The following is a 14,345-nucleotide window of genomic DNA, read 5'->3' on the forward strand; positions in this document are numbered from 1 at the left end:
ACCGCCCCCCACAGCGCCCCCGCCCCCAGCCCGGCCAAAATTAGAAAAGCCGCGTTGGCGGGGATGAAATAGCGGTTGAAGAAGGTCGCGCGGGCCAGCACCAGCCGCAGCACCTCCAGCACGGCGAAAGCCGTTAAAATACCCACAGCCCGCCAGCGGCCGGTGCGCAGCGCCCCCCAGCCCGCCAAAACAAACAGCCCAGCCGAAAGCGCCAGGCTGATATAGAGCAAAGGGTGGGTGGTGCGAAACAGGAAAAACGCATCCAAAGCCGGCTTCCAGCCGGTATGAATGGGCACCGCACCGCTGTGCGCGTACGCCGCCCATTTGGCCGTCACCGTATGGGGAATGGGCGAGCCAAACACCGCGCTGGCGTACACCACCCAGGGCAGGTAGATCCCCGCAGCCGCCCCAGCAAAGCGCAGCCCCCCTGCCGCGCGCCGCTGCCAGATGGCCGCGGCCCCCAACAGCGCCAGCCACAACCCCGTATCCAGGCGCGTCCACAGCAGCAGTCCCCCCCACACCCCGGCCCAACCCCAACGCCCGCGCAGCCCTGCCCAGGCCGAAGCCGCCATAAACGCCAGCACCAGCGGCTGCTCCATGCCCGCCAGGTCCAAGGCCGCCAAACGCGGCGCGCAGGCCAACAGCCCCACCGCGCACACGCGCCCCACCCGCGGCACGCCCAAACGAACCAGCGCCGCCCAGGTCAGGCTCAGATAAGCCGCCGCCCCCGCCAGACCCAACAGGCGCGCGCCCAACACCGGCTCACCCCCCAGTGCCATCCACCCCGCCAGCAGCAGCGTCAGTAAGGGCGTGGTTGAGCCGTAAATGGCCTCCCCAGGGTTATACACAAAGCCCTGTCCCGCGGCCAGATTGCGCGCAAACTGAAAGGTGATGTAGGCATCCTCCTCCACATAACCGCTGTAGAGCGCAAAGAACACGCGCAGCGCCAACCCAAAAGCCGTCAGGCTGATGAGTTCAACGCGCTGCGCCTTTGAAAGCGAATTGGAAGCAAAATTCAACGCGGCCGACCTTTCAACATTTCCAGAGGGGGATCCAGGCATAAAAATTGTACCATGAGGAGAGAAACTCAACCCTATGCGATGGTATTCGGCAATATTCGTATTATGATATAGTATGATGAGCGCGGCGCGCACCCGCTGTTTAGATTGACCTGCGGCCCTAAACGGAGCGTCATGACCACCCCCATGTCTCAAGCCACAATCATTTTGCTGGTTGAAGACAATCTGATTGACTTTCACCTGATTTACGAAATGCTGACCCAATTGGGCGACAGCCGTGTTGAGATTCTGCACGCCGACACCCTGGCGGACGGAACACAGCAGGTCAATACGCACCGCGTGGATCTGGTGCTGCTGGATCTGAATCTGCCGGACAGCGACGGGCTGGACACCTTTATCAAAATGCGCCAGGCGGCTCCCCACGCACCGGTGGTTGTGCTCAGCGGGGTAGACAGCAGTGAACTGGCCCTCCAGGCGGTTCAAAACGGCGCACAGGATTACCTGATCAAAGGTAAGCTCAACGCCGATTTGCTCATGCGCTCCCTGCGCCACGCCATCGAGCGCCAGCGCTGGGAAAAGCGCGTGCGCGAAACCGAAGCACGCTACCAGAACATCTTCAACGGCATCCGCGATGCCATTTTAGTAGAAGATCTGAACGGCCACGTGCTGGACGCTAACGAAAGCGCCTGCCGCATGTACGGCTACACTCGCGAACAAATCCTGCAAATGACCGCGGGTCAATTGGCCCCGCCGGAAGCCTTTCAGGAGTTTGACCGGTTGATGCAGGAAATCGAAGCCACCGACCACACGATGGTCGAGGCCCCCAATCTGCGCGCGTCCGGTGAAATTTTCTATGCCGAAATCACCATCCAAAAAGATAGCCTGGGCGAACAGCCCGTGCTGCTGATTATGGTGCGGGATGTCAGTGAACGGCGGCGCACGGAACAGGCCTACCGCAATCTGGTGGAAAATTCGCTGCAAGAGCTGTACATTTTCCAGAACCGGCGGGTGGTGTATGCCAACCCGGCGGCGGTGCAAAACAGCGGCTACACGCTGGAAGAGCTGCGCGCCCTCTCCCCCGATGAGGTACGCGCCAACGTCCACCCCGAAGACCGCGCGCGGGTGGCCCACAACGCTGAAGCACGTATGGGCGGGCAAAATGTTCCCAAGTTAGATGAAATCCGCCTGCTAACCAAAGATGGGCGTACCCGCTGGGTGGCCTCCCTGGCGGTCTTGGGCGAATATGACGGCCAGCCCGCCATTCAAACCGCCCAGTTTGACATCACCGAGCGCAAACAGGTAGAAGAAAGCCTGCGCCACCGTCTGGCGGTTGAATCCCTCATCAGCCAGCTCTCCACCCAATTTATCAACGCCAGTCACGACCAGATGGACGCCCAAATTGATACCGCTCTCCAGGCTCTGGGCGAGTTTGCCGGCGTGGACCGCTGCTATCTGGATATCTTTAACGAAGACCGTACCGAAATCGTAAAGGTGTATGAGTGGTGCGCCCCGGGCATCCAACCCATGCAGGATACCTTTGTGGGTCAATCGTTGAAAGACCTGAAATGGAGCATGGACACCCTGCACCGCTTCGAGCCGGTCTATGTCCCCAATCTCAGCGATCTGCCGCCCGAAGCGGATGGGGAACGCCAGTACTGGGATACCGACCAATTGACCTCCATCCTGCTGCTGCCGGTGGCCTTCAAAAACACCCTCAGCGGTTATGTGGGTTTCTCCAACGTCAGCAAACCCAAGGAATGGGACGACGCCGATATCAGCATGCTGCGCATGTTAGGCGACATGCTCATGAATGCCCTCCAACGCCAGCGGGCCGATACGGACCTGCGGCGCGCCCAGGAACACAACCGCCTGCTGCTGGAAAGTATCCAGACTCCCGTTCTGGCCGTAGACGACCATTTCCACGTGCAGTACTGCAACGAAGCCTTCACCCGCCTTTTCGGCCTTAACCCGGCTGAGCTGACCGATAGGAGCCTGCTCGTTTACGCGCAGGAAATCCAACATTCGATCTTCTTCAAAGCCATTGATGAAGCCATCCACACCGGCGCCGCCCAAACCACCGAAGGCTGGCTCAACCAACGTTATTACCAGGTGTGGGTGTATCCCAACCCCACCGGCGCCCTTTCCATCGCCGAAGACCTGACAGAACGGAAGCAGGCCCAGGAAGAATTGGAGCAGGCGCGCTATGACCTGCATCAGATGATGGCCTCGGTGAATGACGCCCTTTGGTCGGGCACGGTGGATAAAGACGGGCGGCTGATCTACCGCTACCTATCTCCGGTGATTGAAACCATCACAGGGGTAGCGTATGAAGCCCTGCGCGCCGATTCGCGCATCATCCGCCCGCGCATCCATCCGGATGACCGCGATTGGGTTTTCCAACGCTTTGCCGAATTAAACGCCGGCCAGCGCAAAAAATCTACAATGGAATTCCGTCTGCTGAACGATGACGGCAGCATCACCTGGGTGCGCGACAGTCAGACCGCTCAGGTGATGCCTGACGGCCGTCTGCGCCTGGATGCGGTGGTCAGCGATATCACCGAACAGGTGGAAGCCCGCCAACAGCTGCAAAAACGGCTGGAACTGGAAGCCCTCATCAGCCACATCACCACCCGCTTCATCAACGTCACCACACACAGCCTCAAAGACCAGGCCCAGTTTGCCCTGGAAGCCACCGGCCGCTTTGCAGATGTGGAGCGCTGTTATTGGGTCACCTTTAACCCCGGCGGCGACACGATTCAAGATGTTCAAGAATGGCTGGCGGCCGGAATCCAGCCCCGCCGCGACAGGCTGATAGGCTTGAGTTTAGACACCTTCTCCTGGGCGATGAAAGAACTTCGCAGCGAAGGGATCTTATCGGTGGATCGTCTGGAGAATCTGCCCCCCGGAAGCCAGCACCGAAAAAGCCCTGTGGCAGGCGCAGGGCGTGCAGTCCATTTTGGCCATTGCCCTGGGATCCTCCGATCAAATGGTGGGGTTCTTGGGCCTCAATCTAGAACAAACCTCCCGCCCCTGGGATGATCAGACCATGCACATGCTGCGCCTGATCGCCAGCATCTTCACCAACCTGCACATTCGCATGCAGGCTGAAGAATCCCTGCGGCGCTCTGAGGCGCAGTACCGCGCCCTGGTGCAGACCCTGCCCGATTCCATCAGCACGATGGATATGAACGGCTGCTACAATTATGTGTCCGAACAGACCCTGCGCCTGTATGGATACGACTCTCCCGAAGAGATGCTGGGCACCTTTGCCGCCCTGGGCGTGGCCGAAACAGACCGGGAGCGCATGCAGCAAGATCTGCAAAACCTACGGGAAGAGCACCCCGTGGTCACCTTCACCGGCACAATGCAGCGCAAGGACGGCAGCCTGTTCTCAGGTCAGGCGCATATTGCCCGGCTGACCGATTCGGAAGGCAAGCCCACCGGTTACATCGTCTCCGTGCGCGATATCTCCGAAAGTTACCGCGCGCAAATGGAGCTGAGCGGTTTAAACGAAGAGCTGCGCCGCACCGTGTTGGAACTGGAAAGCCGCAACAACGACGCTAATTTGCTGAACGAGCTGGGCGACCTGCTGCAAGGCTGTCTGAATGTATCTGAGGTCTACGACGTGGTCAGCTCCACCGTGCCGCGCATTTTCCCCGGAATGGCGGGTGGTCTGTATATGTCCAACGCCTCGCGCCGCTATGTTGAATCCACCTTACAATGGAACACCCCCCTGCACAGCGAACTGGTCTTTGAACCCGACCGCTGCTGGGCGCTGCGCCGCGGACGTGCCCACCTGAGCGAGCCGGAACACAACAGCCTTTCCTGCCGCCATATCGTCGAAGACAGCCGCATCATCGCTCTGTGCACCCCACTGGTAGCCCAGGGCGAGACTCAGGGTCTGTTTTACCTGGAGGGCAGCCCCGACATGGAAGGCTTGCAGCGCACCCAGCAGCTGGCCACCATGGTTTCCGAACGCGTGGCCCTGGCCCTGGCCAACCTGCGCCTGAGTGAATCCCTGCAGGCTCAATCCATCCGCGACCCGCTCACCGGTCTCTATAACCGCTACTATATCGAAGCCACCCTCCAGCGCGACCTGCACCGCGCCGTCCGCAAAAAATCGCCCATCGGGTTGGTCATGCTGCATTTGGATTTGCAGGCCCTGCCCGCCGCCAAGAAAGACCATTGGATACAGACTTTGGCGGGGTATCTGCAAAGCAATGTGCGCACCAGCGACATCATCTGCCGGTACTCCGCGGATGAATTTCTCATCATCCTGCCGGACGCCCCGCTGACCGACTGCGTCCGCCGCGCCGAATCGCTGCATAAGGGCTTCAGCAGTCTGCGCAGGCATTACAAAGACATGGATTTCAACAGCATCCAGGTGGGTTTTGGCCTGGCGGCTTACCCCGAACACGGCGACCGCATCAATGACCTCATCGAGAAAGTGCGCATCGCCGCCAATCAGGCGGTTCAGGAGCCTGAGGATCCCTATCATATCGCGCCGCAAACAGCCGCCAGCTAGCAGCCTGTCGCACCGCCAGGGGCAGCGGGCTTTGGCGGTATAATTGCGCCCATGAAACGACCGATCCTCTGGGTTCTAGTCGCAGGCATCCTTCTGGGATTCGCCGCCGCGGCGTATGCATATTACAACCACCGCGAAAACCGCGGCCGCACCGCCCAGGTCATCGCCTGGATCCGCAGCCCCCAGGATCACCCCGACTGGCGCACGCCCGCCGGCGAAACCTGCCCAGGGGCGCCCTTTCAAATGCCCACCGAAGGGTTCATCGGCTTTTTATGGGATGATTCCTTCCGCCCCGGCCACCGCCATTCCGGCATTGATATCTTCGGCGGCGGAGACCCCGGGGATACACCCGTGTACGCCGCGTACGCGGGCTACCTCACCCGCCTGCCCGAATGGAAATCGAGCCTGATTCTGCGCATCCCCTCCGACCCCTTGCAGCCTGGGCGGCAGATCTGGCTGTATTACACCCACCTGGCCGACCCTGCCGGTCTCTCGCTGATTGACCCGGCCTTCCCCCCCGGCACGCGTGAGACCTATGTGCAAGCCGGCGCGCTCCTCGGCCGCCAGGGCAATTATTCCGGCACGCCCAATGCCCCCACCGGCGTTCACCTGCATTTTTCCATCGTGCGCGACGACGGACAGGGACAGTTCCTCAACGAGCTGGACATCCACAACACCCTGGACCCCTCGCCCTATTTCGGCCGCCCGCTCAACGGCCCCCAAAACGATGGCGACATTCCCCACTGCACCCCAACCCAGGGCGGCGGCGCTTGAACCCCCTGCCCCCGCGCAGCGAGCAGATGGTGCTGGTCAACGGCACGGTCAGCCGGGTACGTTCGGCAGCCTCGGAGTTTTTGACGTATAATAATCCTGTGCATGCCGTCTGTCCGGGGGAGAGCGATTCTTCGGGCAGCCCAACCCTAGAGATGCGTGCGGCGCTGGATCAGGCTTTGGTTTGAGCCAGCCCTGCCGCCCAACCCTCACCGGTCTGGTATGCCCGCCGCTATCCATCCACGCCTCCTGCAAGGAACGAGATGATCACCTTTCGCGATATCTTCTCCACCCTCAAATCGCTGCCCATCCCCGCCCAACGGCCCGTATTGGTACATGCAGATCTTTCCGCCCTCGGTGAGATTCGCGGCGGCGCAGAAACGGTGCTCGGCGCGCTGACCGGAGCTTTTTCGGGGGTCATGACCCCCGCCTTCACCCTGCGCACCCAGGTCATCCCCGAAGACGGCCCGGCTCATAACGGTCTGATCTACGGCAGCGGCCGCGAACAAAACGCCGCCGCCGAATATTTCAATGCGGATATGCCCGCGGATGAGAACCTGGGGGCGCTGGCCGAAACTCTGCGCCGCCACCCCGTCAGCCGCCGCTCCGATCACCCCCTGCTGTCCTTCGCCGGTCTGCAGGTGGATTCAGCCCTCAACGCCCAAACCCTGCGCGACCCATTAGCTCCCGTGCAGGTGCTGGCCGATCAAGAGGGCTGGGTGCTGCTGCTGGGTGTGGATCACACCGCCAATTTCAGCATCCACCTGGCCGAGCGCATGGCTGGGCGGCGGCACTTTGTGCGCTGGGCGCTCACCCGTTTCGGCGTGCGCGAATGTGCGGATGTGCCCGTGTGTTCCGCCGGATTTGAGGCCGCCGCCGAACCCTTGCAAGACCTGGTGCGCGGCCTGCCCCTGGGCAGCGCGCAGATCCTGGCCGTGCCCATGCAGCCCATGCTCACCCGCCTGGCGGAATGGATGCGCCAGGAGCCGAACGCGCTGCTGTGCGGCCGGGCGGAATGCTTGGCCTGCGCAGATGCGCCCCCCGAATCATAAGGTCCCCGTGGAGAGACCCATGAACGACCCCTCACGCTCTTCTCTGGAACTGCTCTATCATGTGAGCCGCGAACTATCCAGCATGTTGGATCTGCCCACCTTGCTGCAGCGCGTCTTAACCCTGAGCGTTGACAGCGTGGGGGCCGAACGCGCCACCCTGATCATCCTCGATGCACAGCTCAACCCCCTGGATGCGGCCATTATCTACAACCAGCAGTACATCCCCGATACCACCCGCCAACTGCAGGCCACCCTCGACCAGGGCCTGGCGGGCTGGGTGCTGCGCCACCGCCAACCCGCGCTGATCACCAACACCGCCCAGGACGAACGCTGGCTGCGCCGCCCCGATGACACCCAGCCGCGAGGCGGCGAAAAATCCGCCGTCTGCGTGCTGCTGCCGGTGCGCGACCAGCCCGTGGGCGTGCTTACCATGGTCCATTCCGTTCCCGGCTTCTTCAACGAAGAGCATTTAGCCCTGCTCCAATCCATCGCCGATCTGGCCGGCGTGGCCGTGCATAACGCCCGCCTGTACACCTCGGTGGAAATTGCCACTCGCCGCTACCATGAATTGTTTGAAGATTCCATTGACTCCATTCTCATCAGCGACCTGAGCGGCGTGATCATGGAAGCCAACCGTCAGGCCCTGCACACCCTGGGCTACCCCTCGGTGGGCCTGCTGGGGCGCAACATCGGCGAGGTGCATCCCGTGCAGTGGGATCTCTTCGGCAGCCATTTGGAGCTGCTGGATGCCGCCCGCACCATTTCCTATGAATCCGCCCTGCGCTGCTGGAGCGGCGAAACCCTGCCGGTGCAGGTGTACGTGCGCAAGGTCACCCTGGAAGAGGAGACCATGCTGCAGTGGACCCTGCGAGATATTTCTGAGCGCAAGCGCATGGCCGCCATGCAGGAAGATCTGACCTCGATGGTGTATCACGACCTGCGCTCGCCGCTGGCCAACATCATCAGCTCCATTGACATGCTGGAAACTTTGCTGCCCAGCGCGGGCGAAGCCGCCCCAACTCGCTCGGTGTTTGCCATCCTCAAGCGCTCCACCGAACGCATGCAGCGCCTGGTCAATTCGCTCCTGGATATCCACCGCCTGGAAGACGGCCAGCCCATCTCAAACCAGCAAACGGTGCCCCTGGCCGACCTGCTGCGCGACTGCGTGGAGATTGTGACTCCGGGGTCCGAGAGCAAAAGTCAAGAAATTCAAACTGTCGTTCCGCCCGATTTCCCCCATTTGTGGATTGATCCGGATATGATCCGGCGCGTTTTGATCAATCTGCTCGAAAACGCGGTAAAATTCACCCCGCTGCACGGCAAGATTCAGGTTGGCGGCAAATTGGAAGGCGATTGGGCGGTGCTGTGGGTGCAGGATTCTGGCCCCGGCATCCCTGCGGAAGCTCGCGAACGGATTTTTGAAAAATTCGTCCGGCTGCAATCCGGCCCCGGCATCCCCAAAGGGGTGGGGTTGGGGCTTTCTTTTTGCCGTTTGGCGGTGGAAGCCCACGGCGGGAATATTTGGGTCGAAAATAAACCCAGCGGGGGCAGCTCCTTTCAATTCCGGCTGCCGCTGGCTCACAACCTGGATGAATTATCGCTGTAGACGATCTTATTGTTTTGAGGAGCAGGAATGCAAGAAATTGCGTCTCGTGTGTACATAGAAAACTCATATCCCGGCGTCACCCTGGGCGCAATCAATTGGCCGCACGGTCTGATTCTTATTGACGCACCCTTCCGCGCAGAGGATGCGCGTTCCTGGCGTTCGGCGCTGCTCAACCTGGGCGGCGGGGTGGAACGCCTGTTGATCAACCTCGATTCCCACCTGGACCGCACCCTGGGCGCGCGCGCCATGGACTGCACCGTGGTGGGTCACGAAAAAACCGCCAGCATCTTTTCTGAACGCCCCCTGACCTTTAAGGCGCAGCCGGGCGAAGGCGGGGCCGAATGGGAACTGGTCAACGGCCTGGGCAGCGTGCGCTGGGCGCCCCCGGAAATCACCTTCTCGCACCACCTGCGAATTGAATGGGACAGCAGCCCCATCCTGCTGCAGCACCGCCCCGGCCCCACCGCGGGTTCCATTTGGGTGGAGCTGCGCGAACAGCAGGTGATCTTCCTGGGCGACGCGGTCATGCCCAACCAGCCGCCTTTCCTGGCCAGCGCCGACCTACCCGCCTGGATCGAAACCCTGCGCGTGCTGGAACAGCCCTCATACGCCAACGCCACGCTGATCAGCGGGCGGGGTGGGGTGGTGTTGATGGAAGAGGTTCGCAATCAAATCGAATTTCTCAGCCGCGTGCAAAACGCGCTGGAAGGGCTGCACCGCGCAGATGCCGCGCCGGAGCAAACCCTCAGCCTGGTGGATGAATTGCTCTCAGGCTTCCGCTTCCCCGGCGAGTACCGCAACCTGTACCGCCAGCGTCTGGTGGGCGGGCTGATCCAATATTACCGCGCAAAATTCTGCCCGACCCCCGAAACACACGCGTCCCCGTAGGGACGCGTTTTTTTTGGGTCGCCGGTCTTCCCCAAAATCCAATCCACGTTGGGGCACGCCGGTCTTCTACCAGGCTCCAATCCCTGTTGGGGCACGCCGGTCTTCTACCCGGCCCCGATGGTCATCTAGGTAGGCGTGCCCATGTGCCGGTCTTCTACCAAATCCAATCCACGTTGGGGCACCCCGGTCTTCCACCAAAGTCCGATCCCTGTTGGGGCACGCCGGTCTTCTACCCGGCTCTAAGGGTCATCTACGTAGGCGTGCCCTTGTGCCGGTCTTCCCCAGAATCCAATCCACGTTGGAGCACGCCGGTCTTCTACCCGGCTCTGATTCACGTTGGGGCACGCCGGTCTTCTACCCGGCTCCGATGGTCATCTACGTAGGCGTACCCGAATTTCGGCGTGCCCGCATTTCGGCGCGCCCAAATTTCTCCTCACCCAGATTTCCTCGCGCCTAACCCGCCTTTTGCCCGCACTCCGCGCAGAACTTAGCCCCCGGCACCAGCTTGGCCCCGCAGCCCGTACAGAATTCCGATGATTTCAGCTTCGCCCCGCACTCCGGGCAGAATTTGGCATTGGTCGCCTGGGGCGCGCCGCACTGCGGGCAGCTGGCGCGGATGGTTTCCCGCCAGTTTTCCTCGCCCAGCTTCTTATCCTCTTCGGCCATGGCCGCGTGCGCCCACACCTCTTCCACCGAGCGCGAAGACTGCGCAGCCGACATCTCTACGCCTAAATCCGGCGCACAGCCCTTGCACAGCCCCTTTTTGGTGTTCCAACATTTCTCCCGGCACACCCAGGCCGAACAGCGCGGGCACTGCATGAACTGCGGGCGCAGCTCTTTGGCCGCTTCCACAAAGGCCTCGTCATGCGCGCGTTCCCAGTTGGCCGAGCGCACCGATTCGCTGGCGTTGGCCGCCGTGCTGAACACGCCCCCAAACAGGCTGCTGGCCGTGCCCAGCGCGCTGCTGATCTTGCCGATGGCATACGGGCGAAAGCTGGTGCGAAAGCCGTTGCTGCACCGGTCGCAGAAGAATTCAAACTGGAAGCCTTGTTCGGTGCTCTTATCGCTGTAGTTCCGGCTGAATTGGATCGAATCACTCATCGCAAAGACTCCTGTTATCTGATGATGGCGGTTGAACGCCCCGGGCCGCGGTCCGAGACGGGTTAAGTATAGCCCCAAACCCCGCCCTTGCAAACTGAAACAGCCCCCGCCAAAACCTGCGGGATTTTCCTTTGGGCGCAGCGCGCATTTGGAATAAAATAATGGAGGGTCTCAACAGCCCAACCCTAAACAATCAGTCCTGGAGGACAGCATGAAACGGCCTTTGCTCATGATCCCCGGTCCGGTGGAATTTGAAAGCGATGTCCTGGCGGCCATGGCCACCCCCGCCCACAGCCACGTGAGCGCAGAGTTTATCGAGGTCTTCGGTCAGGCCCTGGAAGACCTGCGCACCGTTTTTGCCGCGCCGGACGGCACGCCCTTCGTCATCCCCGGCAGCGGCACCTGCGCCATGGAGCTGGCGGTTGCCAACCTGGTGGAACCCGGCGACCGCGCCGTGCTGACCGAGACCGGCTACTTCTCCTGGCGCATGCGCGACCTGCTGGAACGCCACGGGGCGGTGGTGGACATGGTCCACGCCCCAGCGGGCAGCGCCCCCAGCGTGGAGGCGGTGGAAGCCGCCCTGCGCAAAGGCGCCAAGCTGCTGGCCGTCACCCATGTGGATACCTCCACCGGTGTGTTGGCCCCCCTGGCCGAGTACGCCGCCGCCGCCCACCGCCACGGTGCCCTGGTGCTGGCGGATGGGGTCTGCTCGGTGGGCGGGCAGGAATTGCGCATGCAGGATTGGGGCGTGGATGTGGTGCTGACCGGCTCGCAAAAGGCCCTGGCTGTGCCCGCGGGGCTGGCCCTGGTGATGGCTCGCCCGGCCGCCCTGCAGGCCTTCCATGCGCGGCGCGCCCCCGTGGGCAGTTATTACGCCGATTGGGGTCTGTGGCTGCCGGTCATGGAAGCCTATTTGGAGCGCAAGGCCGCTTATTTCGGCACCCCCGCGGTGAACAACGTCTTCGCCCTGGGAACCAGCCTGCGCCAGATTCTGGCCGAGGGCATGGAAGCCCGTTGGCAGCGCCATGCGCGCCTGTCGCGCGCCTTTAAAGCCGGGGCCGCCGCCCTGGGGCTGGAACAGATCCCCGCCGAAGCCTATCAGGCCGTCACCCTCACCACCCTCTATTACCCGCAGGGCAAAGACGCCTCTGGCCTGAAAGCCGTCACCGAAGCCGGCGTCACCCTGGCGGGCGGCCTGTACCCCGACCTGAAAGCCCGCTACTTCCGCGTGGGTCACATGGGCACTGCCCGCATCGGCGACCTGCTCACCACCCTGGCCGCCATCGAAGCCGCCTACGACCTGCCGCGCGGGGCGGGTGTGGCCGCCGCCCAGCAGGCCTGGTAAGGCAGAGCCCCCCTCATGGATCTTTCCGGCATCTACCCCCCCATCGCCATCCCCTTCACCCAGGAGGAGGCGATTGACTTCGAAAGCCTGCATTTTAACTTGCAGCGCTGGCTGAGCGAACCCATTGACGGCCTGGTCGTGCCTGGCTCCAACAGCGAGGCCGCTTACATGAGCCTGGAAGAACGCCTGGCGGTGATGCGTGTGTGCGCCCAGGCCGCGCGCGCCGCGGGCAAACGCCTCATCGCCGGAACGGGCATGGAGACCACCGCCGACACCATCCGCCTGACCCAGGCCGCCGCCGAGCTGGGGGCGGATGCGGCCCTGCTGCTGCCGCCCTATTTTTACAAGCCTGCCATGAACCGCGCTGTGCTCACCGCCCACTACCGGGCCGTGGCCGACGCTTCGCCCATCCCTCTGCTGGTCTACAACGTGCCCCAGTTCACCGGCGTGGCCTTCGATAACCCCACCCTGGTGGAGCTGGCCCAGCATGAAAAGATTGCGGGCATCAAAGACAGCTCCAGCAACATCGTGCAGATGGCTTCGCTGAAAGCCCTGTGCCCCTCCTTCCAGATCTTCGCCGGAACGGGCAGCGCCCTGCTGCCCTTCCTCAGCATCGGCGGGGCTGGCTGCATCGCCGCCCTGGCCAACTTTGCCGCCGCCGCGCTGCGCGAGGTGTGGCAGGCTTACGCCGCCGGGCGCAACGCCGAAGCCGCCGCCTTGCAGGTACGCCTGGCGCAGATCAACGCCGCCGTCACCAGCACCTACGGCGTTCCCGGCCTCAAATACGCCATGCAGCGCTGCGGCTACCGCGGCGGTTGGCCGCGGCGGCCTTTGCTGCCGCTGGATGCCTCCGGGCAGGCCGCTGTGGACGCTCTGCTGGACGCGCTGGGCCTGGCCGCCCCCAATTCCTAAAATCCTCGCCCCTCGCCGCGCCCTGCGGTGGGGGGCTTTCCGGCGGTGATATAATCCAAACGAAAGGACCCCCTATCCATGACCCACCAACCCTACCAACCTGTGCTCGAAGTCACCCGCGGTTCAACGGTTGAATCCGTTCACTACGGCGCCGTCGCCATCGTCGATTCCCACGGCAAGCTGCTGGCCAGTTACGGCGACCCGGATGCCGTCACCTTCCTGCGTTCCACCGCCAAGCCCTTTCAGGCCCTGCATTTCATGGAACTGGGCGGCGCGGATCGGTACGGCTTCACCGATGAAGAAGTGGCGCTGATGTGCGCTTCTCATTCGGGGACGGATGAGCACGTGCGCGTGGTGAAATCCATGCAGAGCAAGATCGGGGTCACCGAAGATCACCTCATGTGCGGGGTGCATTACCCCCTGTATGATAAGCTTAAATACGAGATGATCGCCCGCGGCGAAACCCCCACCCCCTACCGCCACAACTGCTCCGGCAAGCACACCGGCATGTTGGCCCAGGCCCAGCTGCGCGGCGTGCCCCTGGAAGATTACTTGAATTTTGATCACCCAGTGCAAAAGATGAACCTGCAAACCTTTGCGGAGATGTGCGGCATCCCGGAAAAGGATGTGGAACTGGGCATTGACGGCTGCTCGGCCCCCGTGTTTGCCGTGCCGCTGCGCAAAGCCGCCTACGGCTACGCGCGCCTGTGCGACCCGTTTGAACTGGAAGAAAAACGCGCCGCCGCCTGCCGCCGCCTCACCCGCGCCATGAGCAGCTTCCCCTTCATGGTGGCCGGGCCGGAGCGCTTTGACACCCTGTTCATGGAACAGGGCGGCGGACGGATGATCTCGAAGGCCGGCGCCGAGGGCTATCAGGGCATCGGCCTGCTGCCGGGGGTGCTTTCGCCCGACAGCCCCGGCGTGGGCATCATGTTCAAGATCGCCGACGGCGATCAGGGCGGCCGCGCCCGTCCCGCCCTGGCCGCAGCCCTGGTGCGCATGTTGGGCTTGCTCAACGACGAACAGATGCAGGCCCTGGCCGAATTTGACCACCCCGTGGTGCGCAACTGGCGCAAACTGGCCGTGGGCGAAATCCGCACCTGCTTCCAACTGACCTGGCACTAGC

At 62.5% G+C, this 14,345-nt stretch carries 11 protein-coding genes and 1 pseudogene; 10 read left to right on the forward strand and 2 right to left on the reverse strand.

Features of this window, described 5'->3' with window-relative positions; translation table 11 throughout:
* Window positions 1–1,019: pseudogene (locus ADN01_RS13530) on the reverse strand (hypothetical protein); the annotation flags it as partial.
* Between the two features lie 186 nt (window positions 1,020–1,205).
* Here ADN01_RS13530 and ADN01_RS13535 point away from each other — a divergent pair.
* The 7 genes from ADN01_RS13535 (at window position 1,206) to ADN01_RS13565 (ending at window position 9,861) form a co-directional block, all read left to right on the forward strand.
* Window positions 1,206–4,058, forward strand: a complete 2,853-nt coding sequence (locus ADN01_RS13535; RefSeq protein WP_160318429.1) for a PAS domain S-box protein — start codon at window positions 1,206–1,208, stop codon at window positions 4,056–4,058.
* On the forward strand, window positions 3,964–5,544 hold the full coding sequence (locus ADN01_RS13540) for a sensor domain-containing diguanylate cyclase (RefSeq protein ID WP_147238995.1): 1,581 nt from the start codon (window positions 3,964–3,966) through the stop codon (window positions 5,542–5,544). The genes ADN01_RS13535 and ADN01_RS13540 overlap by 95 nt, the downstream gene beginning before the upstream one ends.
* A 51-nt stretch (window positions 5,545–5,595) precedes the next feature.
* On the forward strand, window positions 5,596–6,318 hold the full coding sequence (locus ADN01_RS13545; RefSeq protein WP_062417471.1) for a M23 family metallopeptidase: 723 nt from the start codon (window positions 5,596–5,598) through the stop codon (window positions 6,316–6,318).
* Window positions 6,315–6,503 carry a hypothetical protein gene (locus ADN01_RS13550; RefSeq protein ID WP_062417470.1) on the forward strand — a complete coding sequence of 63 codons (189 nt, stop codon included), beginning with the start codon at window positions 6,315–6,317 and terminating at the stop codon, window positions 6,501–6,503. The genes ADN01_RS13545 and ADN01_RS13550 overlap by 4 nt, the downstream gene beginning before the upstream one ends.
* A gap of 75 nt (window positions 6,504–6,578) precedes the next feature.
* Entirely contained in the window at window positions 6,579–7,367 is a 789-nt protein-coding gene (locus ADN01_RS13555) for an AAC(3) family N-acetyltransferase (RefSeq protein WP_062417469.1), read from the forward strand.
* A gap of 19 nt (window positions 7,368–7,386) precedes the next feature.
* Entirely contained in the window at window positions 7,387–8,973 is a 1,587-nt protein-coding gene (locus ADN01_RS13560) for an ATP-binding protein (protein ID WP_062417468.1), read from the forward strand.
* Between the two features lie 27 nt (window positions 8,974–9,000).
* Window positions 9,001–9,861: an MBL fold metallo-hydrolase gene (locus ADN01_RS13565; RefSeq protein ID WP_062417467.1), complete on the forward strand. Its 861-nt coding sequence runs from the start codon at window positions 9,001–9,003 to the stop codon at window positions 9,859–9,861.
* A 453-nt stretch (window positions 9,862–10,314) separates the two neighbouring features.
* Here the strand turns inward: ADN01_RS13565 and ADN01_RS13570 are convergent, their stop codons facing one another.
* On the reverse strand, window positions 10,315–10,962 hold the full coding sequence (locus tag ADN01_RS13570; protein ID WP_062417466.1) for a zinc ribbon domain-containing protein: 648 nt from the start codon (window positions 10,960–10,962) through the stop codon (window positions 10,315–10,317).
* A 211-nt stretch (window positions 10,963–11,173) separates the two neighbouring features.
* On the opposite strand from ADN01_RS13570, the gene ADN01_RS13575 reads away from it, so the two are divergent.
* The 3 genes from ADN01_RS13575 (at window position 11,174) to ADN01_RS13585 (ending at window position 14,344) form a co-directional block, all read left to right on the forward strand.
* Entirely contained in the window at window positions 11,174–12,307 is a 1,134-nt protein-coding gene (locus tag ADN01_RS13575) for a pyridoxal-phosphate-dependent aminotransferase family protein (RefSeq protein ID WP_062417465.1), read from the forward strand.
* A gap of 15 nt (window positions 12,308–12,322) precedes the next feature.
* Window positions 12,323–13,219: a dihydrodipicolinate synthase family protein gene (locus tag ADN01_RS13580; RefSeq protein WP_062417464.1), complete on the forward strand. Its 897-nt coding sequence runs from the start codon at window positions 12,323–12,325 to the stop codon at window positions 13,217–13,219.
* 78 nt (window positions 13,220–13,297) lie between these two features.
* Window positions 13,298–14,344 (forward strand): asparaginase, encoded by a 1,047-nt coding sequence (locus ADN01_RS13585; RefSeq protein WP_062417463.1) that lies wholly within the window; start codon window positions 13,298–13,300, stop codon window positions 14,342–14,344.
* Window position 14,345: the final 1 nt, after the last annotated feature.

It is taken from the genome of Levilinea saccharolytica, assembly GCF_001306035.1.
Taxonomy (GTDB): domain Bacteria; phylum Chloroflexota; class Anaerolineae; order Anaerolineales; family Anaerolineaceae; genus Levilinea; species Levilinea saccharolytica.

Coding starts and splice junctions, on each gene's coding strand:
- ADN01_RS13535 (WP_160318429.1), top strand. CDS start 1,206: ATGTCTCAAGCCACAATCATTTTGCTGGTTGAAGACAATCTGATTGAC.
- ADN01_RS13545 (WP_062417471.1), top strand. CDS start 5,596: ATGAAACGACCGATCCTCTGGGTTCTAGTCGCAGGCATCCTTCTGGGA.
- ADN01_RS13555 (WP_062417469.1), top strand. CDS start 6,579: ATGATCACCTTTCGCGATATCTTCTCCACCCTCAAATCGCTGCCCATC.
- ADN01_RS13560 (WP_062417468.1), top strand. CDS start 7,387: ATGAACGACCCCTCACGCTCTTCTCTGGAACTGCTCTATCATGTGAGC.
- ADN01_RS13565 (WP_062417467.1), top strand. CDS start 9,001: ATGCAAGAAATTGCGTCTCGTGTGTACATAGAAAACTCATATCCCGGC.
- ADN01_RS13570 (WP_062417466.1), bottom strand. CDS start 10,962: ATGAGTGATTCGATCCAATTCAGCCGGAACTACAGCGATAAGAGCACC.
- ADN01_RS13575 (WP_062417465.1), top strand. CDS start 11,174: ATGAAACGGCCTTTGCTCATGATCCCCGGTCCGGTGGAATTTGAAAGC.
- ADN01_RS13580 (WP_062417464.1), top strand. CDS start 12,323: ATGGATCTTTCCGGCATCTACCCCCCCATCGCCATCCCCTTCACCCAG.
- ADN01_RS13585 (WP_062417463.1), top strand. CDS start 13,298: ATGACCCACCAACCCTACCAACCTGTGCTCGAAGTCACCCGCGGTTCA.